Annotated in this window: 32 protein-coding genes and 1 tRNA gene; 26 read left to right on the forward strand and 7 right to left on the reverse strand. The window is 65.2% G+C overall.

Translation table 11 applies throughout. From position 1 onward, the window contains the following. Positions 1–3: 3 nt before the first annotated feature. The 7 genes from ACP690_RS10940 to ACP690_RS10970 form a co-directional block, all read right to left on the reverse strand. A complete protein-coding gene (locus ACP690_RS10940) occupies positions 4–744 on the reverse strand; it encodes a TorF family putative porin (protein WP_426261094.1) in 741 nt (246 codons plus the stop codon). After that, positions 741–1214, reverse strand: coding sequence for a hypothetical protein (locus ACP690_RS10945; RefSeq protein ID WP_426261093.1), 474 nt, complete (start codon positions 1212–1214; stop codon positions 741–743). Before ACP690_RS10945 ends, ACP690_RS10940 begins: the two co-directional genes overlap by 4 nt. A gap of 185 nt (positions 1215–1399) precedes the next feature. Continuing rightward, on the reverse strand, positions 1400–1936 hold the full coding sequence (nusG, locus tag ACP690_RS10950; protein WP_017979501.1) for a transcription termination/antitermination protein NusG: 537 nt from the start codon (positions 1934–1936) through the stop codon (positions 1400–1402). Between the two features lie 11 nt (positions 1937–1947). Beyond that, a complete protein-coding gene (secE, locus tag ACP690_RS10955; protein ID WP_017979500.1) occupies positions 1948–2145 on the reverse strand; it encodes a preprotein translocase subunit SecE in 198 nt (65 codons plus the stop codon). A gap of 173 nt (positions 2146–2318) precedes the next feature. Continuing rightward, positions 2319–2462: a hypothetical protein gene (locus ACP690_RS10960; RefSeq protein WP_167509723.1), complete on the reverse strand. Its 144-nt coding sequence runs from the start codon at positions 2460–2462 to the stop codon at positions 2319–2321. Between the two features lie 135 nt (positions 2463–2597). Then, positions 2598–2673 (reverse strand) — tRNA-Trp (locus tag ACP690_RS10965). Positions 2674–2756: 83 nt separating this feature from the next. After that, complete coding sequence (locus tag ACP690_RS10970) at positions 2757–3383, reverse strand: hypothetical protein (RefSeq protein ID WP_426261092.1); 627 nt, start codon at positions 3381–3383, stop codon at positions 2757–2759. 272 nt (positions 3384–3655) lie between these two features. On the opposite strand from ACP690_RS10970, the gene rpsL reads away from it, so the two are divergent. The 26 genes from rpsL to rplO all read left to right on the forward strand — a co-directional run bounded on the left by rpsL (position 3656) and on the right by rplO (position 19889). Further along, positions 3656–4027, forward strand: a complete 372-nt coding sequence (gene rpsL / locus ACP690_RS10975; RefSeq protein WP_010185487.1) for a 30S ribosomal protein S12 — start codon at positions 3656–3658, stop codon at positions 4025–4027. 57 nt (positions 4028–4084) lie between these two features. Continuing rightward, entirely contained in the window at positions 4085–4555 is a 471-nt protein-coding gene (gene rpsG / locus ACP690_RS10980) for a 30S ribosomal protein S7 (protein WP_017979497.1), read from the forward strand. A gap of 84 nt (positions 4556–4639) precedes the next feature. Beyond that, positions 4640–6733 (forward strand): elongation factor G, encoded by a 2094-nt coding sequence (gene fusA, locus ACP690_RS10985; RefSeq protein WP_043060690.1) that lies wholly within the window; start codon positions 4640–4642, stop codon positions 6731–6733. 204 nt (positions 6734–6937) lie between these two features. Beyond that, the gene (tuf, locus tag ACP690_RS10990) at positions 6938–8131 is read left to right on the forward strand and encodes an elongation factor Tu (protein ID WP_017979495.1); all 1194 of its coding nucleotides are present in this window, start codon (positions 6938–6940) and stop codon (positions 8129–8131) included. A 263-nt stretch (positions 8132–8394) separates the two neighbouring features. Continuing rightward, positions 8395–8703: a 30S ribosomal protein S10 gene (rpsJ, locus tag ACP690_RS10995; RefSeq protein WP_007406109.1), complete on the forward strand. Its 309-nt coding sequence runs from the start codon at positions 8395–8397 to the stop codon at positions 8701–8703. A 288-nt stretch (positions 8704–8991) separates the two neighbouring features. Continuing rightward, positions 8992–9741, forward strand: coding sequence for a 50S ribosomal protein L3 (gene rplC, locus ACP690_RS11000; RefSeq protein WP_018250686.1), 750 nt, complete (start codon positions 8992–8994; stop codon positions 9739–9741). A 2-nt stretch (positions 9742–9743) separates the two neighbouring features. Beyond that, on the forward strand, positions 9744–10370 hold the full coding sequence (rplD, locus tag ACP690_RS11005; protein ID WP_017979493.1) for a 50S ribosomal protein L4: 627 nt from the start codon (positions 9744–9746) through the stop codon (positions 10368–10370). After that, the gene (locus ACP690_RS11010; RefSeq protein ID WP_017979492.1) at positions 10363–10674 is read left to right on the forward strand and encodes a 50S ribosomal protein L23; all 312 of its coding nucleotides are present in this window, start codon (positions 10363–10365) and stop codon (positions 10672–10674) included. The genes rplD and ACP690_RS11010 overlap by 8 nt, the downstream gene beginning before the upstream one ends. Before the next feature lie 5 nt (positions 10675–10679). Then, positions 10680–11519: a 50S ribosomal protein L2 gene (gene rplB, locus ACP690_RS11015; RefSeq protein WP_017979491.1), complete on the forward strand. Its 840-nt coding sequence runs from the start codon at positions 10680–10682 to the stop codon at positions 11517–11519. A gap of 3 nt (positions 11520–11522) precedes the next feature. Beyond that, positions 11523–11798: a 30S ribosomal protein S19 gene (gene rpsS, locus ACP690_RS11020; protein ID WP_017979490.1), complete on the forward strand. Its 276-nt coding sequence runs from the start codon at positions 11523–11525 to the stop codon at positions 11796–11798. Beyond that, positions 11798–12175, forward strand: coding sequence for a 50S ribosomal protein L22 (gene rplV / locus ACP690_RS11025; protein ID WP_017979489.1), 378 nt, complete (start codon positions 11798–11800; stop codon positions 12173–12175). Before rpsS ends, rplV begins: the two co-directional genes overlap by 1 nt. Continuing rightward, positions 12175–12882, forward strand: coding sequence for a 30S ribosomal protein S3 (gene rpsC / locus ACP690_RS11030; protein WP_017979488.1), 708 nt, complete (start codon positions 12175–12177; stop codon positions 12880–12882). Before rplV ends, rpsC begins: the two co-directional genes overlap by 1 nt. A 13-nt stretch (positions 12883–12895) precedes the next feature. Further along, positions 12896–13330, forward strand: a complete 435-nt coding sequence (gene rplP, locus ACP690_RS11035; protein ID WP_017979487.1) for a 50S ribosomal protein L16 — start codon at positions 12896–12898, stop codon at positions 13328–13330. Position 13331: 1 nt separating this feature from the next. Next, on the forward strand, positions 13332–13535 hold the full coding sequence (gene rpmC / locus ACP690_RS11040; RefSeq protein WP_017979486.1) for a 50S ribosomal protein L29: 204 nt from the start codon (positions 13332–13334) through the stop codon (positions 13533–13535). A gap of 11 nt (positions 13536–13546) precedes the next feature. Continuing rightward, entirely contained in the window at positions 13547–13819 is a 273-nt protein-coding gene (gene rpsQ, locus ACP690_RS11045; RefSeq protein ID WP_017979485.1) for a 30S ribosomal protein S17, read from the forward strand. A gap of 166 nt (positions 13820–13985) precedes the next feature. After that, positions 13986–14354, forward strand: coding sequence for a 50S ribosomal protein L14 (gene rplN, locus ACP690_RS11050; RefSeq protein ID WP_017979484.1), 369 nt, complete (start codon positions 13986–13988; stop codon positions 14352–14354). Beyond that, on the forward strand, positions 14354–14671 hold the full coding sequence (gene rplX / locus ACP690_RS11055) for a 50S ribosomal protein L24 (protein ID WP_017979483.1): 318 nt from the start codon (positions 14354–14356) through the stop codon (positions 14669–14671). Before rplN ends, rplX begins: the two co-directional genes overlap by 1 nt. After that, on the forward strand, positions 14664–15248 hold the full coding sequence (gene rplE / locus ACP690_RS11060) for a 50S ribosomal protein L5 (protein WP_241891043.1): 585 nt from the start codon (positions 14664–14666) through the stop codon (positions 15246–15248). Before rplX ends, rplE begins: the two co-directional genes overlap by 8 nt. A 41-nt stretch (positions 15249–15289) precedes the next feature. Next, positions 15290–15595 (forward strand): 30S ribosomal protein S14, encoded by a 306-nt coding sequence (gene rpsN / locus ACP690_RS11065; RefSeq protein ID WP_017979481.1) that lies wholly within the window; start codon positions 15290–15292, stop codon positions 15593–15595. A gap of 9 nt (positions 15596–15604) precedes the next feature. Continuing rightward, positions 15605–16000, forward strand: coding sequence for a 30S ribosomal protein S8 (rpsH, locus tag ACP690_RS11070; protein ID WP_017979480.1), 396 nt, complete (start codon positions 15605–15607; stop codon positions 15998–16000). Then, on the forward strand, positions 16000–16533 hold the full coding sequence (gene rplF / locus ACP690_RS11075; RefSeq protein ID WP_017979479.1) for a 50S ribosomal protein L6: 534 nt from the start codon (positions 16000–16002) through the stop codon (positions 16531–16533). Before rpsH ends, rplF begins: the two co-directional genes overlap by 1 nt. Next, positions 16533–16889 (forward strand): 50S ribosomal protein L18, encoded by a 357-nt coding sequence (rplR, locus tag ACP690_RS11080; RefSeq protein ID WP_017979478.1) that lies wholly within the window; start codon positions 16533–16535, stop codon positions 16887–16889. Before rplF ends, rplR begins: the two co-directional genes overlap by 1 nt. Positions 16890–16891: 2 nt before the next feature. Further along, complete coding sequence (gene rpsE / locus ACP690_RS11085; RefSeq protein ID WP_426261091.1) at positions 16892–17641, forward strand: 30S ribosomal protein S5; 750 nt, start codon at positions 16892–16894, stop codon at positions 17639–17641. Positions 17642–17647: 6 nt separating this feature from the next. Further along, positions 17648–17824 carry a 50S ribosomal protein L30 gene (rpmD, locus tag ACP690_RS11090; RefSeq protein WP_017979476.1) on the forward strand — a complete coding sequence of 59 codons (177 nt, stop codon included), beginning with the start codon at positions 17648–17650 and terminating at the stop codon, positions 17822–17824. Positions 17825–18211: 387 nt separating this feature from the next. Continuing rightward, complete coding sequence (locus tag ACP690_RS11095; RefSeq protein WP_426261090.1) at positions 18212–19261, forward strand: acyltransferase family protein; 1050 nt, start codon at positions 18212–18214, stop codon at positions 19259–19261. A gap of 85 nt (positions 19262–19346) precedes the next feature. Next, positions 19347–19889, forward strand: a complete 543-nt coding sequence (gene rplO / locus ACP690_RS11100; RefSeq protein WP_017979473.1) for a 50S ribosomal protein L15 — start codon at positions 19347–19349, stop codon at positions 19887–19889. Positions 19890–20031 lie beyond the last annotated feature (142 nt).

Raw genomic sequence — 20031 nt, forward strand, 5'->3', positions numbered from 1 at the left:
GGATCAGAAGTCGAAGCGGACCCGGCCGAGTAGCCTGTCGCCGGCATGGCCCGCATCCGCGAACGGCCCGAACGCATCGGCGCGCGTGACGTCCGTCCCGACATAGTCGACGCCCAGCGTCAGGCGGTCGCGGCGATATTCGACGCCAAGCCGCCAATCGGTATAGTTGCCGCCGGGGCGCAACCGCTGCGCGCGGACCGGATCGGTGACCGTTCCCGACGAGTGGCCTAGCCCGGCGATTGCGGTCAACGGCGTACCGGGGAGGCCCGCGCTCGCATTGGCGTAGAGGTACAGGTTGCTGCCCCCGATCGCGCGCTGCTCGGGCGCCCAGATCGCCCCCGCGGTGAGATCGGCGGGGCCATAGGTGTAGCTCGCCGATCCGCCGAGTTCGGCATAGTCCATGCTTTCACGTGCGCCGCCGAAGATATGCGCGGTGCCCTGTGCGCGCAGCCGCACCGCCCCGACGTCCCACCCGCTGCCGAGCGTCAGGTCGGCGACCGCACCTGCGCCCCCGTGCCGGTCCGATCCGCGCAGCGCCGCGACGCGCGCGCTGACATCGAGGCCGTAGCCGCTGACCGTGGCATCCCCCGCGATCGAGGCGCGGCCCTCGCTCCAGCTGATGCCGCGGCGATTCTCGTCCGTCGTCGCCTCGACACCGGCGCTGGTCGCGAGTTGCGCGATGGCGGGCGTGGTCGCCAGCAGTGCGCCGGCAGCGAGGGCGGTTTTCGCAAGACTGTCGATCATCCGGCGGCAACGCTGCCGTGCAGACGATCGAGCTCGGCACGCAATATGTCATGATCCTCGCGGGCGACCGCCTGGATGTGACGGTCCAGAGCGATGGACTGCGCGGCGACGTCTCGCGCGATGGCGTCGCGCTGGCCGGCGCACCAGCCGGGACGATGGCCGGATAGCGACCGATCGCTCACAAAGCTGCGCTGCGTGGTGGCGCCAGTCGCGGTGGTGGCGTGGCGATCGACCGCGAGCTGGGCGGTCCAGTGGCAGCGCAAGCTGGGGGCACGACCGGCGGGCGCGACGGCGCCGATCTGGCGATGGTCGACCACCAACGCGCCGCGATACCGGGCGGTGACGGGGCCGCTGTGATGATCGAGCTGTGCGCTGTGGTCGATCGTCACCGCCGGCGCGACATCACGCGCCATGGCTGGTGCGGCCAGACCGAGCGTCAGGGCCAGCACGGGAAGGTGAGGGGGCATCATGGGTCTCCTGCGGCGGTCCCGGCCTTTGGGCCGGTGACCGTGATGCAGGCACAATGGCCGAACGGGTGCCGGGTTGCCACCATGGGGCGCTGGCCGGGCGGCCGGAAACACAAAAAAACCGGAGCCTAAGCCCCGGTTTTCCCGTGTGTTTCTGCAAGATTGCCAGCGCCAGGCGCCGGCAGGTCTTACTTGCTGCGTTCGACCTGTTCGAAGTCCAGCTCGACCGGGGTCGCGCGGCCGAAGATCGACACCGACACCTTGACCTTCGCCTTGTCGAAATCGAGTTCCTCGACGACGCCGTTGAAGCTCGCGAACGGACCCTCGAGCACCTTGACCGCATCGCCGATCTCGTAATCGACCTTGATCTTGGTCTTGGGTGCGGCGGCCGCTTCTTCCTTGCTGTTGAGCATGCGCGCGGCTTCCGCCTCGCTGATCGCCTGCGGCTTGCCCATGCTGCCGAGGAAGCCGGTGACCTTGGGCGTGTTCTTGACGAGGTGATAGACGTCGTCGTTCATGTTCAGCTTGGCGAGCACATAGCCCGGCATGAACTTGCGCTCGACCGCGATCTTCTTGCCGCGACGGGCTTCCGTCACCGTCTCGGTCGGCACCTCGATCTGTTCGACCAGCTGCTCCAGGCCGAGGCGCGTCGCCTCTGCCATGATCGCGTCGCGAACCTTGCCCTCGAAGCCCGAATAGGCGTGAATGATGTACCAGCGCGCCATTGCCTGAACCTTTACTTCGCGAGCTTGAGCAGCGCCTGGACGACCGCGTTGAAGAACGTATCGACGCCCAGGAAGAACAGCGCGAGGATGGTCGTCATGATGACCACCATGACGCCCGTCATGATCGTCTCGCGCCGGGTCGGCCAGACCACCTTCTTGGTTTCGGCCTGAACCTGGCGGATGAATTCGATGGGGGTCGTCTTTGCCACTGTTTTTCTCAGAAACCCGCTGGAATCACGAAAATCCGTACCGCCGGGGCATGAGCCTTCCGCCGCTTTCCCATGATGGGAAACCGGCGCTGCCCGTCCTCAGCTGTCGGATGGCCTACGCAAATAGCCGTACGGGGCGCCGAACGCAAGGGCGGCCCGCCTGCCTCGCACGATCAATGGCCGTAGCGTTTGATCCCGCGCCGCCGCAGCTTGTCCCGCTTGCGCTTGCGCAACTTCAGGATGAGCACCGGCGTGCCGATCAGAAGCAGAACCGCGATGATCGCAATGACGAGGGTGTGGCGGGTCGCTTCATCCATGATGCGGGCGCGTGTAGGGATGCCCGACGGCGGCGTAAACAACCTTCGTCAAGGATTATGACAGATCATTCATCTGTCAGTCTTATTTTTCGAAGTGTTCGTCGCGATGCGCGTGTTCGCCGTTCGGTGGCGAACTGGCAGGAGTGCACGGACTCGAACCGTGGGCCCTCGGTTTTGGAGACCGATGCTCTACCAACTGAGCTACACTCCTGCAGCCGGGGGCGGCCTCTAGCGCTGTCCGGGCGAAACCGCAAGCGGCTCGTGTGACGAAAGACGGCGCGGGGGGCGAATGCGTCAGGCGGCGAGGCGGATCGGGCGGCGCACGACGACATTGTCGTTCGCCGCGTGGCAGCGGACGGGGGTCGACAGGGGGAGGGCAAGGATCATCACCACGAAGCCGAGGACGCCCGGCGGCAGAGGCAGGAGCATGGCCAGCACGACGATTCCTAAGCGGGCTTCGGCGAACAAGGTGGCCGGACGGGTGATGGAGCCGCGTGCCGCCAGCCACGCACTCGCGCCGACGCCGATTGCGGCGACCAAAGCGAGGCTTGCCGGCCATGCCGCGGGGAGTAGCGCCAGATTCGGCAGCTGGGCGGCCGGCACGGTCCATGGCAGGCGGGTGGCGACCAGCAGCCCGATGACGGCAGCCACGGGCAGGTGTCGGATCGCGCCGCGGCCGATGGCGAGGCCGAGGCATAGCGGCGCCAGCAGCAGCCCCGCCGGGGACAAGGCGACGCCCAGCGCCGCGGCGATCACCATGTCGCGATGGCGGCATTCGTGCGCGGCGAACAGCGCGGCGGTGATGGCCAGCAATGCCAAAGCGTCGCTCCAGCCGGTATCGGGCAACAGACCCGCCATCAGCGCCGCGCTCGCAAGCGCCGCGACCGGCATGGGGGGAGGGGCATGACGGAACGGCGGCATGGCCCTGTTCTGCACCCGGACCGGTTGCCGCGTGGTTAAGGCGTCATCGTGCCCGTACGATAGCGTGCCCGGAGCGCCCCGGATTGACCGCCGGCCCGACTCTGCGTATAGGCCCGCCCGTTCCATCGGAGCGATCCGGTGGGCAAGCTTGAACATTGCTGGATGCAAAAGTTGTGGGGCCGGGGTGGCGTTTCGCCGTCCGCGTCCCTTTTTGTATTCCGAAGTGCTGTGATGGCTCCAGCAAAGTAACCCATATACGAGGTGAAGGCTTCATGCCGACGATCAACCAGCTGGTCCGCAAGGGCCGCGACCCGCAGAAGGCCAAGTCGAAGGTCCCTGCGATGGAGCAGAACCCGCAGAAGCGCGGCGTCTGCACCCGCGTCTACACGACGACCCCGAAGAAGCCGAACTCGGCGCTTCGCAAGGTGGCCAAGGTCCGCCTGACCAACAGTCGCGAAGTCATTTCGTACATCCCGGGCGAAGGCCACAACCTGCAGGAGCACTCGGTGGTGCTCATCCGCGGCGGCCGTGTGCGCGATCTTCCCGGCGTGCGCTACCACGTCCTGCGCGGCGTGCTCGACACGCAGGGCGTCAAGGATCGCCGCCAGTCCCGCTCCAAGTACGGCGCCAAGCGTCCGAAGTAAGCCGGTCGGCCTCCCGAGAGGCTCGTCCAGAAGGCTGAAGTTTGAAAGGTTTTTGAAATGGCACGTCGTCGTCGTCCCGAAAAGCGGGTCATCCTGCCTGATCCCAAGTTCGGGGATGAGGTTCTGTCGAAGTTCATGAATTCGGTGATGCTGGACGGCAAGAAGTCCGTCGCAGAACTCATCGTCTACGGTGCTCTGGAAACCGTCGAGCAGCGCGCGAAGCGCGAGCCGATCGGCGTGTTCCACGACGCGCTGAACAACATCAAGCCGGGCATCGAAGTGCGTTCGCGCCGCGTCGGTGGTGCGACCTACCAGGTCCCCGTCGAGGTCCGTCCGGAGCGCGCCCAGGCGCTCGCGATCCGCTGGCTCATCGCCGCGGCGCGTGCCCGCAGCGAGAACACCATGTCGGCCCGCCTCTCGGGCGAGCTGATGGATGCCGCCAACAACCGCGGTAACGCGGTGAAGAAGCGCGAAGACACGCACCGCATGGCGGAAGCGAACCGGGCGTTCTCGCACTACCGCTGGTAAGGCTTGGAAGCGCACCGCTTTTAAACTATATCATGGGGAGCCGGCGAAAGCTGCGCTCCCCATATCTCTAAGGAAATCACGATCATGGCCCGCAGCCATCCGCTCGAGCGCTATCGCAATATCGGCATCATGGCGCACATCGACGCCGGCAAGACGACCACGACCGAGCGCATCCTCTATTACACCGGCAAGTCCTACAAGATCGGCGAAGTGCACGAAGGCACCGCGACGATGGACTGGATGGAGCAGGAGCAGGAGCGCGGGATCACGATCACGTCGGCCGCCACCACCTGCAAGTGGAAGGCCGAAGAGGGTCAGGGCCCTGAGCACCTGATCAACATCATCGACACGCCGGGCCACGTCGACTTCACGATCGAAGTCGAGCGTTCGCTGCGCGTCCTCGACGGCGCGGTCGCCTGCTTCGACGGCGTTGCTGGCGTCGAGCCGCAGTCGGAAACCGTGTGGCGTCAGGCCGACAAGTACGGCGTGCCGCGCATGTGCTTCGTTAACAAGCTCGACCGCACCGGCGCCGACTTCTACTTCTGCGTCAATTCGATCATCGATCGTCTGGGTGCGAAGCCGGCGGTGCTGTATCTGCCGATCGGCGTCGAGGGCGGCTTCAAGGGCCTGGTCGACCTGGTCGAGAACCGCGCGATCATCTGGCTCGAAGAGTCGCTGGGCGCGAAGTTCGAATATCAGGACATTCCGGCCGACATGGTCGAGAAGGCGGCGAAGTATCGCAACGACCTGATCGAACTCGCCGTCGAGCAGGACGACGAGGCGATGGAAGCGTACCTCGAGGGCAACGAGCCCGACACGAAGACGCTGAAGGCGCTGATCCGCAAGGGTACGCTGTCGATGGCGTTCGTGCCGGTCGTCTGCGGCTCGGCGTTCAAGAACAAGGGCGTGCAGCCCCTGCTCGACGCGGTCGTCGACTATCTGCCGAGCCCGCTCGACGTGCCGGCGATCAACGGCGTCAAGCTCGACGGCGAAACGCCGGACGAGCGTCCGTCGTCGGACGAAGCGCCCTTCTCGGCGCTGGCGTTCAAGATCATGAACGATCCGTTCGTCGGCTCGCTCACCTTCGCGCGCATCTATTCGGGCGTCCTGGTCAAGGGCGGCTACCTGAACTCGGTGAAGGACAAGAAGGAAAAGATCGGCCGTATGCTCCTCATGCACGCGAACTCGCGTGAGGACATCGAAGAGGCGCGTGCGGGCGACATCGTCGCGCTGGCGGGTCTCAAGGAAACGACGACGGGCGACACGCTCTGCGATCCGGCGCACCCGATCATCCTGGAGCGCATGGAATTCCCCGAGCCGGTCATCGAGCTGTCGGTGGAGCCGAAGACCAAGGCCGACCAGGAAAAGATGGGCATCGCGCTCAACCGCCTGGCCGCCGAGGATCCCTCGTTCCGCGTGTCGACCGATCACGAATCGGGCCAGACGATCATCAAGGGGATGGGCGAACTCCACCTCGAGATCCTCGTCGACCGCATGAAGCGCGAGTTCAAGGTCGAGGCAAACGTCGGTGCGCCGCAGGTGGCGTATCGCGAATACCTCAAGAAGGCCGTGGACATCGACTACACGCACAAGAAGCAGTCGGGCGGCACCGGCCAGTTCGGTCGCGTGAAGGTGAAGCTGACGCCGGGCGAGCGCGGCGCGGGCATCGTCTTCAAGGACGAGATCAAGGGCGGTAACATTCCGCGCGAATATATCCCCGCGATCGAAAAGGGCTTCCGCGAGACGGCGGCGACGGGTTCGCTGGTCGGCTTCCCGATCATCGACTTCGACATCACGCTGTATGACGGCGCGTACCACGACGTCGACTCGTCGGCGCTGGCGTTCGAAATCACCGCGCGCGGTGCGATGCGTGAGGGCGCCCAGAAGGCGGGCATCACGCTGCTCGAGCCGGTCATGAAGGTCGAGGTCGTCACCCCCGAGGACTATCTGGGCGACGTCATCGGCGACATGAACTCGCGTCGTGGCCAGATCCAGGGCACCGACACGCGCGGCAACGCGCAGGCGGTGACCGCGATGGTTCCGCTGGCGAACATGTTCGGCTACGTGAACTCGCTGCGCTCGTTCACGCAGGGCCGCGCCAGCTACTCGATGCAGTTCTCGCACTATGACGAAGTGCCGCAGAACGTCGCAGACGAAGTGAAGGCGAAGATGGCCTGAGGCGCATAGGGCCAAGCACGCTTGGCCCTAAGTCGCCGCAAGGCCGGCCGGCGGGTCGACATAGTCGAGCCCGTCCGACGACGCGGAATTCACTTCCGCGTCGGCCCTGCCCGACAAGGGCTGGCATTACCCACAAACTCCCGCTAAAGGGCCGCGTTCGCGTAGCCCCCCGGCGGCACCGAATTCGAATCAGAAGGTAGGAAAATGGCTAAGGCAAAATTCGAGCGGAACAAGCCGCACCTCAACATCGGCACCATCGGTCACGTCGACCATGGCAAGACCTCGCTGACCGCAGCGATCACGAAGGTGCTGGCCGACCAGGGTCTGTCGGAAAAGGTCGATTTCGAAAACATCGACAAGGCTCCGGAAGAGCGCGCTCGCGGCATCACCATCTCGACCGCGCACGTCGAGTATGAGACGGCCAACCGTCACTATGCGCACGTCGACTGCCCGGGTCACGCCGACTACGTGAAGAACATGATCACGGGTGCCGCCCAGATGGACGGCGCGATCCTGGTCGTGTCCTCGACCGACGGCCCGATGCCGCAGACCCGCGAGCACATCCTGCTCGCCCGTCAGGTCGGCGTGCCGGCGATGGTCGTGTTCATGAACAAGGTCGACCTGGTCGACGACGAGGAAATCCTCGAGCTGGTCGAGCTGGAAATCCGCGAGCTGCTCAGCTCGTACGAATTCCCGGGCGACGACATCCCCGTCATCAAGGGTTCGGCGACCTGCGCGCTGTCGGGCTCGAACGACAAGTTCGGCAAGGAAGCCGTGCTCGAGCTGATGGCCGCCGTCGACGACTACATCCCGCAGCCGGAGCGTCCGCTCGACAAGCCGTTCATGATGCCGATCGAAGACGTGTTCTCGATCTCGGGTCGCGGCACCGTCGTCACCGGCCGTGTCGAAACCGGCATCATCAAGGTTGGTGAAGAAGTCGAAATCGTCGGCATCCACCCGGAAGTCCGCAAGACCACCGTCACCGGCGTCGAAATGTTCCGCAAGCTGCTCGACCAGGGCCAGGCGGGCGACAACGTCGGCGCGCTGATCCGTGGCGTCGCTCGTGACGAAGTCGAGCGTGGCCAGGTGCTCTGCAAGCCGGGTTCGATCAAGCCGCACACCGACTTCAAGTCGGAAGTGTACGTGCTGTCGAAGGAAGAAGGCGGCCGTCACACCCCGTTCTTCGCGAACTATCGTCCGCAGTTCTACTTCCGTACCACGGACGTGACCGGCACCGTCGAGCTGCCCGAGGGCACCGAGATGGTCATGCCTGGCGACAACATCGCGCTCGGCATCAAGCTGATCGCGCCGATCGCCATGGACGTCGGCCAGCGCTTCACCATCCGTGAGGGCGGTCGTACCGTCGGCGCGGGCGTCGTGAGCGCGATCGACAAGTAAGAACCAGATGGCGCGGGGGTCTTCCCCGCGCCGACCGGAACAGCAGCAGCCCGGCTCTCCTAAAAAAGGAGAGTCGGGCTGTTGCCTTTTTATGAGGGCCGCCGTATTGGGCCGCCCTTCAGTTTTATTGAGTTTCGGCTCTTTCTCGTCGTCCCGCTGTTTCAGTGGGATCTCATCCCGCCGGTCCAGCACCTGCGGCACGAGTCCTCCGCATCACCGCGGTGGAGACGGCCGGGGTCGTGCTCCTCGCATCGGTAGGGATCATGGACAGCAACATCCGTATTCGCCTCAAGGCGTTCGACCATCGCGTTCTCGACCAGGCGACCGGCGATATCGCCGACACCGCGCGTCGCACCGGCGCGCTCATCCGCGGCCCGATTCCGCTGCCGACCCGCATCGAGAAGTTCACCGTCAACCGCGGCCCGCACATCGACAAGAAGTCGCGCGAGCAGTTCGAAGTGCGCACCTACAAGCGCATGCTCGACATCGTGCAGCCGACCCCGCAGACGGTCGATGCGCTGATGAAGCTCGACCTCGCCGCTGGCGTTGACGTCGAGATCAAGCTGGCGTAATGGCCCGCATCCCCGCGGTTGACGTGAGTCCCGCGGGTTTGCTGTTTTCCGCGTGATGCGGTGGCAGCCGGTTGGGAACCCCGCCTCGCGGGGCCCCTGACAGACACGAGATACCGCCGGCTCTACGGAGCCGGGCCAGCGTCTCCCGTCACGTCCCCGGCAACGGGGGCATCCAGCCCGGGACGGGGCCGACGCAGTTACACACGGGTTGGATGATCCTTCTTCGGAAGGGTCGCACGCACGTTCGGGAATGGTCCCGGCGTGCCTCTGTAAAAGGAGTGCAGGATCATGCGTACCGGCGTGATCGCGAAGAAAATGGGGATGACCCGCCTGTTTCAGGACGACGGCCGCCACGTGCCCGTCACCGTCCTGCAGCTCGAAGGCGTTCAGGTCGTCGCCCGTCGCGAAATGGATCGTGATGGCTACACCGCCGTCCAGCTCGGTGCTGGCGTCGCCAAGGCCAAGAATGTCGCCAAGCCGCAGCGCGGCCACTTCGGCAAGGCCGAAGTCGAGCCCAAGGCGGTCGTCTGCGAGTTCCGCGTGACCGAGGACAACCTCCTCGACGTCGGCGCCGAACTGTCCGCCGACCACTTCGTTGCCGGCCAGCTGGTCGACATCCAGGGTCGTACCCAGGGTAAGGGCTTTGCCGGCGCCATGAAGCGCTGGAACTTCGGCGGTCTGCGCGCGACGCACGGCGTCTCGGTCAGCCACCGTTCGCACGGTTCGACGGGTAACCGTCAGGATCCGGGCCGCGTCTTCAAGAACAAGAAGATGGCCGGTCACATGGGCGACAAGAACCGCACCCAGCAGAACCTGGAAGTCGTCGGCACCGACGTCGAGCGCGGCCTGATCTTCGTGAAGGGCTCGGTGCCCGGTTCGAAGGGCGGCTGGCTGTTCGTGAAGGACGCCGTCAAGGTGAAGGCGCACGCCGACACCCCGTATCCCGCCAGCCTGAAGCAGGCTGCCAACAGCAACACCGCCGCCGACACGCCCGCTGAGACGAGCGCGCCGGAAGCGACCGACGGCCAGGAGGGCTGAACGTGAAGGTCAAGGTTCAATCCTTCGCCGGCACCGCTGCGGCGGACGTCGAGCTCAACGACGAGGTCTTCGGCCTCGATCCGCGTGCCGACATCCTGCACCGCGTCGTGACCTGGCAGCTGGAAAAGCGTCGCGAGACGGCACGCGGCACGCGTGAGCGCGCCGATGTCGCCCGTTCGGGCAAGAAGCTCGGTCGCCAGAAGGGCGGCGGTGTGGCCCGTCACGGCGATCGCCGCGCTCCGGTGTTCGTCGGCGGTGGTAAGGCGCACGGCGCCCGCGTCCGCGACTTCAATCCGTCGCTGAACAAGAAGATTCGCGCCCTCGGTCTCAAGATGGCTCTGTCGAGCCATGCGAAGGCCGGCTCGCTGATCGTCATGGACAGCCTGGCGGTGGAGAACGGCAAGACGAAGACGCTGGTCGGCGATCTCGCCAAGGTCGGCTTCGGCAAGACCGCGCTGGTGATCGACGGCGACGCCGTCGAGACGAGCTTCGCGCTGGCCGCCGGCAACCTGCACGGCATCAACGTCCTGCCGTCGGCTGGTGCCAACGTCTATGACATCCTGAAGGCTGACACGCTGGTGCTGACCCGCGCGGCGGTCGAAAAGCTGGAGGCTCGCTTTAATGGCTAAGCAGCAGAAGGCCGTCGACAACCGTCATTATGACGTGATCGTCGCGCCGCACATCACCGAAAAGGCGACGTTGCTCTCCGAGCATAACGCCGTCGTCTTCAAGGTCGCAGGCGATGCGACCAAGCCGCAGATCAAGGCTGCCGTCGAAGCGCTCTTCGACGTCACCGTGACCGGCGTGAACACGATCGTCCAGAAGGGCAAGACCAAGAAGTGGAAGGGCGCTCCGTACCAGCGCTCCGACATGAAGAAGGCCATTGTCACCCTGAAGGACGGCCAGTCCATCGACGTGACGACGGGGATCTAAGGGTCATGGCACTCAAGCATTACAACCCGACGACGCCCGCGCAGCGCGGCCTCGTCCTCGTCGACAAGTCCTCCCTGTGGAAGGGCAAGCCGGTCAAGGCGCTTACCGAAGGCAAGCGCAAGAGCGGCGGTCGCAACAACAAGGGCCATGTGACCTCGCGCGGCATCGCCGGCGGTCACAAGCAGAAGTACCGCTACGTCGACTTCAAGCGTCGCAAGTGGGACGTCGAGGGCACTGTCGAGCGGCTGGAATATGACCCCAACCGCACCGCGTTCATCGCGCTGGTGAAGTATGCCGACGAAGAGCTGGCCTACATCATCGCGCCGCAGCGTCTGGCGCCGGGCGACAAGATCATCGCCGCCAAGAAGACGGACACCAAGCCGGGCAACGCGATGGAGATCGGTCAGGTCCCCGTCGGCACCATCGTCCACAACGTGGAGATGAAGCCGGGCAAGGGCGGTCAGATCGCCCGTTCGGCCGGCACGTACGTGCAGGTCGTCGGTCGTGACCGCGGCATGGTCATCGTCCGCCTGAACTCGGGCGAGCAGCGCTACATCCGTGGCGAGTGCATGGCGACGGTCGGTGCGGTGTCGAACCCGGACAACCAGAACCAGAACCTGGGCAAGGCCGGTCGTTCGCGCTGGATGGGCAAGCGTCCGCTGACCCGCGGTGTCGCGAAGAACCCGGTCGACCACCCGCACGGCGGTGGTGAAGGCCGGACCTCGGGTGGCCGTCATCCGGTCACGCCTTGGGGCAAGCCGACGAAGGGTGCGCGCACCCGTCACAACAAGTCGACCGACAAGATGATCATCCGGTCGCGTCATTCGACCAAGAGGAAGGGCTAAACCATGGCTCGTTCAGTCTGGAAGGGCCCGTTCGTCGAACTGAGCCTTCTGAAGAAGGCGGAAACCGCGCAGGATGCCGGTGGCCGCGCGCCGATCAAGACCTGGTCGCGTCGTTCCACCATCCTGCCGTCGTTCGTCGGCCTCACGTTCAACGTCTACAACGGCCGCAAGTTCGTGCCGGTGTCGGTCAATGAAGACATGGTCGGCATGAAGCTGGGTGAGTTTGCGCCGACGCGCTACTTCCCGGGTCACGCCGCTGACAAGAAGGGCAAGCGCTGATGAGCAAGCCTGCATCCCCCCGTAAGGTCGGCGACAAGGAAGCCCTGTCGGTCGGCACCCAGATCCGTGGCTCGGCGCAGAAGCTGAACCTGGTCGCTGGCCTCATCCGCGGCAAGAAGGCCGGCGATGCGATGAACATCCTCTCCTTCTCGACGAAGGCGATGGCGGTCGACGCGCGCAAGGTCCTGGCTTCGGCCATCGCCAATGCCGAGAACAACCACAACCTCGACGTTGACGCGCTCGTCGTCGCCGAGGCGTCGGTCGGCAAGTCGATCACCATGAAGCGCTTCGCGACCCGCGGCCGTGGCAAGTCCACCCGCATCCTGAAGCCGTTCAGCCGTCTGCGCATCGTCGTGCGCGAGCAGGAAGAAGCATAATGGGTCACAAGAGCAACCCGATCGGCATGCGGCTCCAGATCAACCGGACCTGGGACAGCCGCTGGTTCGCCGAGGGCCATGACTATGGCCAGCTGCTGCTGGAGGATCTGAAGATCCGCCAGTACATCGTGAAGACGCTGCCGCAGGCGGCGATCTCGAAGGTGGTGATCGAGCGTCCGGCCAAGCTGTGCCGCATCTCGATCTTCGCTGCCCGTCCCGGTGTGATCATCGGCAAGAAGGGCTCGGACATCGAGAAGCTGCGCAAGACGCTCGGCGCGATGACCAAGTCCGACGTGTCGCTGAACATCGTCGAAATCCGCAAGCCGGAAATCGACGCGCGCCTCGTCGCGCAGGGCATCGCCGACCAGCTCGAGCGTCGTATCGCCTTCCGCCGCGCCATGAAGCGCGCCGTGCAGTCGGCGATGCGCCTGGGTGCCGACGGCATCAAGGTGATGTGCGGTGGCCGTCTTGGCGGCGCCGAGATCGCTCGTACCGAGAGCTATCGCGAAGGTCGCGTTCCGCTGCACACGCTGCGCGCGAACATCGACTATGCCGAGGCCGAAGCCCACACGTCCTATGGCGTGTGCGGCGTGAAGGTCTGGGTCTTCAAGGGCGAGATCCTCGGCCATGACCCGATGGCGACCGACCGGCTGATGATGGAGGCTCAGACCTCCGGCGTCCGTCCGGCTCGTGACGACCGTCGTTAAGGACTGACACACCATGTTGCAGCCAAAGCGCACCAAATTCCGCAAGGCCTTCAAGGGCCGCATCCATGGCGATGCAAAGGGCGGCACCAGCCTGAACTTCGGGTCGTACGGCCTGAAGGCGATGGAGCCGGACCGGATCACCGCCCGTCAGATCGAAGCGGCCCGCCGCGCGATCACGCGTCACATCCGCCGTCAGGGCCGGTTGTGGATCCGCGTGTTCCCGGACGTGCCGGTTTCGTCGAAGCCTGCCGAAGTCCGCATGGGCTCGGGTAAGGGTTCGCCGGAATTCTGGGCCGCCCGCGTCAAGCCGGGCCGGATCCTGTTCGAGCTGGACGGGGTCGAGGGCAAGATCGCCGCGGAGGCGTTCGAGCGCGCCGCGATGAAGCTCCCGATCAAGACCAAGGTCGTTGCCCGCCTGGGCGACACCTCGCACCTCGGAGGCGAGTAAGATGGCCAAGACCGATTTCGTCAGCCAGAGCGACGATCAGCTCGCCGAGAACCTCGGCCAGCTGAAGCGCGAGCAGTTCAACCTCCGCTTCCAGGCGGCGACGAACCAGCTCGAAAAGTCGAGCCGCGTGCGTGAAGTCCGTCGCGACATCGCGCGGATCAAGACCCTGCAGTCGCAGCGCACCCGCGCCGCGGCCGCCAAGTAAGGAATTAGCACATGCCGAAGCGCGTGCTGACCGGACTGATCGTCTCCGATAAGGGCGACAAGACGGTGGTTGTGAACGTCGAGCGTAAGGTGAAGCACCCGCTCTACGGCAAGATCATCCGCCGTTCGAAGAAGTACCACGCCCATGACGAGGCGAACGAGTACAAGCAGGGCGAGACCGTGCGCATCGAAGAGACTGCGCCGATCTCGAAGCTGAAGACCTGGAAGGTGATCGATCGGGTGAACACCCATGCGACGCCGGAACGGGTCGACGTCGACGCATAAGTCACGCCGCCGGCCATCGTGCCGGCGGATGGCAAGGGCAGGGCTTGCGTCCTGCCAGCGGAGCGGTTACAGGGCCGCTCCCCCGGTGCAGTCCGCTGCGCCGGGGTCATTGTTTTAGGCGGGGTTGGGTCGGTATCCACCCCATTGACGAGAAGGAAATGGATCAATGATCCAGATGCAATCCAATCTCGACGTCGCTGACAACAGCGGCGCGAAGCGGGTGCAGTGCATCAAGGTGCTGGGTGGCTCGAAGCGCCGCACGGCATCGGTCGGCGACATCATCGTCGTGTCGATCAAGGAAGCGCAGCCCCGCGGCAAGGTAAAGAAGGGTGACGTGCATCGCGCGGTCATCGTTCGCACCGCCAAGGACATTCATCGTGCCGATGGTTCGACCATCCGCTTCGACGGCAACGCCGCCGTCCTAGTCAACAAGAACGAGGAGCCGATCGGCACCCGTATCTTCGGCCCGGTCGTGCGCGAGCTGCGTGGCAAGAAGCACATGAAGATCATCTCTCTGGCGCCGGAGGTGCTGTAATGGCCGCCGCGAAGATCAAGAAGGGCGATCGCGTCATCGTCCTGTCCGGCAAGGACAAGGGCAAGACCGGCACCGTGACCGTCGCCATGCCGAAGGACGGCAAGGTCGTGGTCGAGGGCGTCAACGTCGCGACCCGTCACCGCAAGCCGACCCAGGCGAACCCGCAGGGTGGCCTGGAGCGCACCGAAGCGCCGATGCACATCTCGAAGGTCGCGCACGTGACCGCCGACGGCAAGCCCACCCGCGTCCGTTTCGAGACGCAGGACGGCAAGAAGGTCCGCGTGGCCGTGAAGTCCGGGGAGAAGATCGATGGCTGATGCCTACAAGCCCCGGATGAAGGGCATTTACGAAGACACGATCATCAAGGCGATGGTCGACAAGTTCGGCTACAAGAACGTCAACGAGATCCCCCGGATCGAGAAGATCGTGCTGAACATGGGCGTTGGCGAAGCGACCCAGGACAAGAAGCGCGTCGATCAGGCCGCGTCGGAAATGGAGCTGATCGCGGGCCAGAAGCCGGTGATCACCAAGGCCAAGAAGTCGATCGCGCAGTTCAAGCTGCGTGAAGGCATGCCGATTGGCGTCAAGGTGACGCTGCGTCGCGAGCGCATGTACGAGTTCCTGGACCGTTTCATCACGATCGCGCTGCCCCGCGTGCGCGACTTCCGTGGTCTGAACCCCAAGTCCTTCGACGGTCGCGGCAACTATGCCTGCGGCATTAAGGAACAGATCATTTTCCCCGAGATCAACTATGACCGCATCGACAAGGTGCGCGGCATGGACGTGATCGTCACCACCACCGCGAAGACGGACGACGAGGCGCGCGAGCTGCTCCGCCTGTTCGGCTTCCCGTTCCCTCAGCCCGAGGCTGAGCAGCAGAAGCAGGCCGCGTGAGCGGTCTGGCTTCCCTGAAGTAAGGAAGAGAGCTTAAGTCCATGGCGAAACTGAGTTCGATCAACAAGAACGAGCGTCGCAAGAAGCTGGTAAAGCAATATGCTCCCAAGCTTGCGAAGCTGAAGGCCCAGGCAAACGACAAGAGCCTGGACGAGAACGAGCGTCTGATCGCTCGCCTCAAGATGGCGGAACTGCCGCGCAACGCGAACCCGACCCGTATCCGCAACCGCTGCGAGATCACCGGTCGTCCGCGCGCATATTATCGCAAGTTCCGTCTTGCTCGCGTGATGCTGCGTGATCTGGCCAACAAGGGCATGATCCCCGGCCTGACCAAGTCGAGCTGGTAAGGATTTATCATGGCAGTGACCGATCCCCTGGGTGATTTGCTCACCCGCATCCGCAACGGCCAGCGCGCGAAGAAGGACAGCGTCCTTTCGCCCGCGTCGAAGCTGCGTCTGCGCGTCCTCGACGTGCTGCAGCGCGAAGGCTACATCCGTGGCTACAGCGACGAACAGATGGGCCCGGCCGCCGGCGTCCGCATCGAGCTGAAGTATTTCGAAGGCCAGCCGGCGATCAAGCACGTCGCGCGCGTTTCGAAGCCCGGCCGCCGCGTCTATTCCGGCTCGCAGGAACTCCCCCGCGTCCGCAACGGCCTCGGCATCACCATCGTCTCGACGCCGCGTGGCGTTCTCTCGGACGCGGAAGCGCGTGAGCAGAACGTCGGCGGCGAAGTGCTCGCGGAGGTGTTCTGATGAGCCGCATCGGTAAGAAGCCGGTCACCGTACCGGCTGGCGTGACCCCGACGATCAACGACGGCATCATCAGCGTGAAGGGCCCCAAGGGCACCCTCACCATGCCGCTGCGTGACGAGATCAGCTACACGCTCGAAGACGGCGGCATTTCGGTGCAGCCGGCCAACGACACCAAGCGCGCCCGCGCCTTCTGGGGCATGCAGCGCACGATGGTGCAGAACCTGGTGACGGGCGTCACCGACGGTTTCACCAAGAAGCTGCTCATCACCGGCGTCGGCTATCGCGCCGCGGCCCAGGGTCGTACCCTGAAGCTGCAGCTCGGCTACAGCCACGACGTCAACATCGACGTGCCGGAAGGCATCGAGGTGAAGACGCCGGACGCCACCACCGTCGAAATCAGCGGCGCGGACAAGCAGAAGGTCGGCCAGCTGGCCGCCGAGATCCGCCGCTGGCGCAAGCCGGAGCCGTACAAGGGCAAGGGCATCAAGTACGACGGCGAGTTCATCTTCCGCAAGGAAGGGAAGAAGAAGTAATGACCAAGGGTCTTTCTCTGTTCGCGAAGCGCCGTCGGCGCAATCGTACCGCGCTGAAGGCGCGTGCCGGCACCCGTCCGCGGCTGTCGGTCCATCGCTCGGGCAAGCACATCTATGCCCAGGTCATCGACGACGTCGCCGGCAAGACCGTGGCGTCGGCCTCGACGCTGGAAAAGGACGTGCGCGGCACCTCGGGCGCCAACATTGCGGCAGCGACCGCAGTCGGCACCCGCGTGGCGGAAGCGGCGAAGGCAGCGGGCGTGACGCAGGTCGTGTTCGATCGCGGCGGCTTCCTGTTCCACGGCCGTGTCAAGGCGCTGGCGGAAGCCGCGCGTGAAGCCGGATTGGAGTTCTGACGATGGCTGACGAAAACAACGTGCAGCCCGTAGCGGCTGAAGGCGCGCCCCAGGACGCGCAGCAGGGCCAGGGCGGCTTCGGCGGTCCGGGCGGTGGTCGCGGTCCGCGTGGCGGCCGTGGCGGCGGTCGTGGTCCCGGTGGTCCGGGCGGCAATCGCGGTGGCCGTGACGGCGGCCGTGGCGGTCGTCGCGACGATCGTCGTGGTGGCCAGGATGACGGCGGCGAAGAGCTGATCGAGAAGCTGGTTCACATCAACCGCGTCTCGAAGACGGTGAAGGGCGGCAAGCGCTTCGGCTTCGCAGCGCTGGTCGTCGTGGGCGACGGCAAGGGCCGCGTCGGCTTCGGTCATGGCAAGGCACGCGAAGTGCCGGAAGCCATTTCGAAGGCGACCGCTTCGGCGAAGAAGGCGATGGTTCGCGTTCCGCTGAAGGACGGCCGCACGCTGCATCATGACGGCAACGGCCACTTCGGTGCCGGTCGCGTGACGCTGCGCTCGGCGCCGCAGGGCACCGGCATCATCGCCGGCGGTCCGATGCGCGCGATCTTCGAATCGCTCGGCGTCGCGGACGTCGTGACCAAGTCGGTCGGCACGTCGAACCCCTACAACATGATCCGCGCCACGTTCGAAGCGCTGGGTGAACAGACTTCGCCGAAGTCGGTCGCACAGCGTCGTGGCAAGAAGATCGCCGACCTGCTCGGCCGCGGTGGTTCGCAGACCGCCGAGGCGGACGCAGCGGCCGTCACGGAGTAACGCGACATGGCGACGATCAAGATCAAGCAGACCGGTTCGCCGATCCGCCGCACGAAGGATCAGCGCGCGACGCTGATCGGCCTTGGCCTTAACAAGATGCACAAGGTCTCGGAGCTGGAAGACAGCCCCGAAGTGCGCGGCATGATCCGCAAGGTCCAGCATATGGTCGAAGTGCAGGGCTGAGCCCTCGCGTTTCGATGGACAGAAAGAAGGGGTCGGTTCGCCGGCCCCTTTTTTGTTTGGTGGAGGGGGCTCGCGTGGCGTGGTGCCATCGCCTTTGTCATCGGTGATCACCAACAAGCTCAGGCGCATGGTGCCATCGCCCGCTGCCACTCATCCAGTGGGCATTCCTGCGGAGATGAGCATTCCGTGGCGCCAGCGTTAGTCCCATAATCGCAAGGTTAGCGTAGATGGATCCCCGCCTTCGCGGGGATGACGGGTGGAGCTGGCGTCCAGCTGCGTTTCGATGCCTGGTGCCCGAGATCGCGCAATCCATCCTATGGGCAAAGGGCAGCGATCTGTGCCACCTAGTCGCATGATCCCTGCACGACGTTTGCGCGACCGGCTTCGATGAGCGCCAAGCCGCAGCCCCCCGCGCTGAGCCCCCGCGTCCGCGCGCTGCTCGATGCCGCGCGCGCCTGCGCCGCGTTGTACGTCGTCGCGCACCATGTCGCCAAAGGCTACGGTTTCCCGGGACCGACCGGCCCCCTGCTGCGCTTCGGGCAGGAGGCGGTGATCGTCTTTTTTCTGCTGAGCGGCTTCGTGATCTTCGCGAACGAACGTGTCCGGGCCCTGTCGCCGCGCGGCTATGCGTGGCGACGCGTGCGGCGCATCTATCCGCCGCTGATCGTGGCGATGATCGTCTCGACGCTCGTCTATTGGGACAATGGCACGCTCGCGCGGTATTTCGATGCGGGGCGGCTGATCGGCACCTTGCTGGCGGTGCAGGACGTGTCGACGCTCAAACCCGGGGTGTGGGCCGATCCGTATCTAGGCAACGATCCGTTGTGGTCGCTGTCGTATGAGATCGCCTTCTACATCATCTTCCCCCCAACACTGGCGCTATGGACCAAGCGGCCGGCGCTGACGACGCATGCGGTGGGCGCGATCGGCTGCGGAGCCTATGCGCTGTTCGCGATGGTGCCGAACCATCTGGCGCTGGTGATCGCTTATTATCCCTTGTGGTGGGCGGGCGCGATGGCAGCGCAGGCCTATCTCGATGGAGAGCGGGCCGTCCGGGCGATCGCGGTGCCGCTGGCGTGGCTGATCGCGCTCTGCGGCGTCGCGCTGGTGGTGGCGCTGGTGCAGCCGCGATATGGGATCGGCCTCTATCCGATCTTGCCGCTGCGGCATTTCGTGGTGGCCGCCGTCGTGGTCGCGGTGATGTTCGGTCCGGCCGGCCGGTGGATGGCGCGGGCCAGTGCGTGGTCGCCGGCGCTCTGGTCCGGGGTCGCGAGCATCTCTTATGGCCTCTATGTCCTGCACATGCCGCTGCTGGTCGATTGGCAGCGTGCCAAGGGGGCAGGGGGCTTTGCGCTGGCGGCGGTGCTGCTGGTCGTGCTCGCCTGGGCTGTGGAGCGCTGGCTGCCGCGTCTGCTGCCGCGGGCGCCGTCGCGCTGAAAGCACGTGACAAGGGAGGGCGATGCCGCTATGCGCGCCGGCTTCCAATCCATCAGCGCGTAACAAGCGAAAGCGAGTGCATATCATGAAGCTCAACGAACTCCGCGACAACCAGGGTGCCCGTAAGTCCAAGATCCGCGTCGGTCGCGGCATCGGCTCGGGCAAGGGCAAGACCGGCGGCCGCGGCGTCAAGGGTCAGAAGAGCCGCGAAGGCGTTAGCATCGCCGGCTTCGAGGGCGGTCAGATGCCGCTCCACATGCGTCTGCCGAAGCGCGGCTTCAACAACATCTTCGCCAAGGACTACGCCACGGTGAACACCGGCGCGATCCAGAAGGCGATCGATTCGGGCAAGCTGTCGGCCGAGGGCACGATCGACCAGGCGGCGCTGAAGGCGGCCGGTCTCGTCCGTGGCGGCAAGGACGGCGTGCGCGTGCTCGGCAAGGGCGACCTGACCGCCAAGCTGTCGTTCCACGTCGCGGGCGTTTCGGCCGGTGCGCGTGAGATGATCGAAAAGGCCGGTGGCTCGCTCGACATCCCGACGGTCGTCCCGGCGTCGGAGAAGGCCGCTGCCAAGAAGGGCGTCGCCTATAAGGCGCGCCAGGAAAAGAAGGCGTCGTTCAAGGCGTAAGCCGCTCTCGTCTCATCCTTCGTCATGCCGGGCTTGGCCTGGCATCCATCGGCCCGCTGGCGACACTGCGGCGGGCGAATGGACCCGGGGACAACGACCCCGGGGAGACGAAGGGATGAGAAACGAGGGGCGTCGCGATTAG

This window comes from Sphingomonas sp. DC4900, from assembly GCF_049896485.1.
Lineage (GTDB): Bacteria > Pseudomonadota > Alphaproteobacteria > Sphingomonadales > Sphingomonadaceae > Sphingomonas > Sphingomonas aquatilis.

Coding starts and splice junctions, on each gene's coding strand:
- rpsH (WP_017979480.1), top strand. CDS start 15,605: ATGGCAGTGACCGATCCCCTGGGTGATTTGCTCACCCGCATCCGCAAC.
- rpsQ (WP_017979485.1), top strand. CDS start 13,547: ATGCCGAAGCGCGTGCTGACCGGACTGATCGTCTCCGATAAGGGCGAC.
- rplR (WP_017979478.1), top strand. CDS start 16,533: ATGACCAAGGGTCTTTCTCTGTTCGCGAAGCGCCGTCGGCGCAATCGT.
- rplE (WP_241891043.1), top strand. CDS start 14,664: ATGGCTGATGCCTACAAGCCCCGGATGAAGGGCATTTACGAAGACACG.
- rplX (WP_017979483.1), top strand. CDS start 14,354: ATGGCCGCCGCGAAGATCAAGAAGGGCGATCGCGTCATCGTCCTGTCC.
- ACP690_RS10940 (WP_426261094.1), bottom strand. CDS start 744: ATGATCGACAGTCTTGCGAAAACCGCCCTCGCTGCCGGCGCACTGCTG.
- rpsG (WP_017979497.1), top strand. CDS start 4,085: ATGGCACGTCGTCGTCGTCCCGAAAAGCGGGTCATCCTGCCTGATCCC.
- fusA (WP_043060690.1), top strand. CDS start 4,640: ATGGCCCGCAGCCATCCGCTCGAGCGCTATCGCAATATCGGCATCATG.
- rpsC (WP_017979488.1), top strand. CDS start 12,175: ATGGGTCACAAGAGCAACCCGATCGGCATGCGGCTCCAGATCAACCGG.
- rpsL (WP_010185487.1), top strand. CDS start 3,656: ATGCCGACGATCAACCAGCTGGTCCGCAAGGGCCGCGACCCGCAGAAG.
- rplF (WP_017979479.1), top strand. CDS start 16,000: ATGAGCCGCATCGGTAAGAAGCCGGTCACCGTACCGGCTGGCGTGACC.
- rplP (WP_017979487.1), top strand. CDS start 12,896: ATGTTGCAGCCAAAGCGCACCAAATTCCGCAAGGCCTTCAAGGGCCGC.
- rplB (WP_017979491.1), top strand. CDS start 10,680: ATGGCACTCAAGCATTACAACCCGACGACGCCCGCGCAGCGCGGCCTC.
- tuf (WP_017979495.1), top strand. CDS start 6,938: ATGGCTAAGGCAAAATTCGAGCGGAACAAGCCGCACCTCAACATCGGC.
- ACP690_RS10960 (WP_167509723.1), bottom strand. CDS start 2,462: ATGGATGAAGCGACCCGCCACACCCTCGTCATTGCGATCATCGCGGTT.
- rpsS (WP_017979490.1), top strand. CDS start 11,523: ATGGCTCGTTCAGTCTGGAAGGGCCCGTTCGTCGAACTGAGCCTTCTG.
- ACP690_RS11095 (WP_426261090.1), top strand. CDS start 18,212: ATGAGCGCCAAGCCGCAGCCCCCCGCGCTGAGCCCCCGCGTCCGCGCG.
- rplN (WP_017979484.1), top strand. CDS start 13,986: ATGATCCAGATGCAATCCAATCTCGACGTCGCTGACAACAGCGGCGCG.
- ACP690_RS10970 (WP_426261092.1), bottom strand. CDS start 3,383: ATGCCGCCGTTCCGTCATGCCCCTCCCCCCATGCCGGTCGCGGCGCTT.
- rplO (WP_017979473.1), top strand. CDS start 19,347: ATGAAGCTCAACGAACTCCGCGACAACCAGGGTGCCCGTAAGTCCAAG.
- rpmD (WP_017979476.1), top strand. CDS start 17,648: ATGGCGACGATCAAGATCAAGCAGACCGGTTCGCCGATCCGCCGCACG.
- rplV (WP_017979489.1), top strand. CDS start 11,798: ATGAGCAAGCCTGCATCCCCCCGTAAGGTCGGCGACAAGGAAGCCCTG.
- rpsN (WP_017979481.1), top strand. CDS start 15,290: ATGGCGAAACTGAGTTCGATCAACAAGAACGAGCGTCGCAAGAAGCTG.
- ACP690_RS11010 (WP_017979492.1), top strand. CDS start 10,363: ATGGCTAAGCAGCAGAAGGCCGTCGACAACCGTCATTATGACGTGATC.
- rplC (WP_018250686.1), top strand. CDS start 8,992: ATGCGTACCGGCGTGATCGCGAAGAAAATGGGGATGACCCGCCTGTTT.
- nusG (WP_017979501.1), bottom strand. CDS start 1,936: ATGGCGCGCTGGTACATCATTCACGCCTATTCGGGCTTCGAGGGCAAG.
- ACP690_RS10945 (WP_426261093.1), bottom strand. CDS start 1,214: ATGATGCCCCCTCACCTTCCCGTGCTGGCCCTGACGCTCGGTCTGGCC.
- rpsE (WP_426261091.1), top strand. CDS start 16,892: ATGGCTGACGAAAACAACGTGCAGCCCGTAGCGGCTGAAGGCGCGCCC.
- rpsJ (WP_007406109.1), top strand. CDS start 8,395: ATGGACAGCAACATCCGTATTCGCCTCAAGGCGTTCGACCATCGCGTT.
- rpmC (WP_017979486.1), top strand. CDS start 13,332: ATGGCCAAGACCGATTTCGTCAGCCAGAGCGACGATCAGCTCGCCGAG.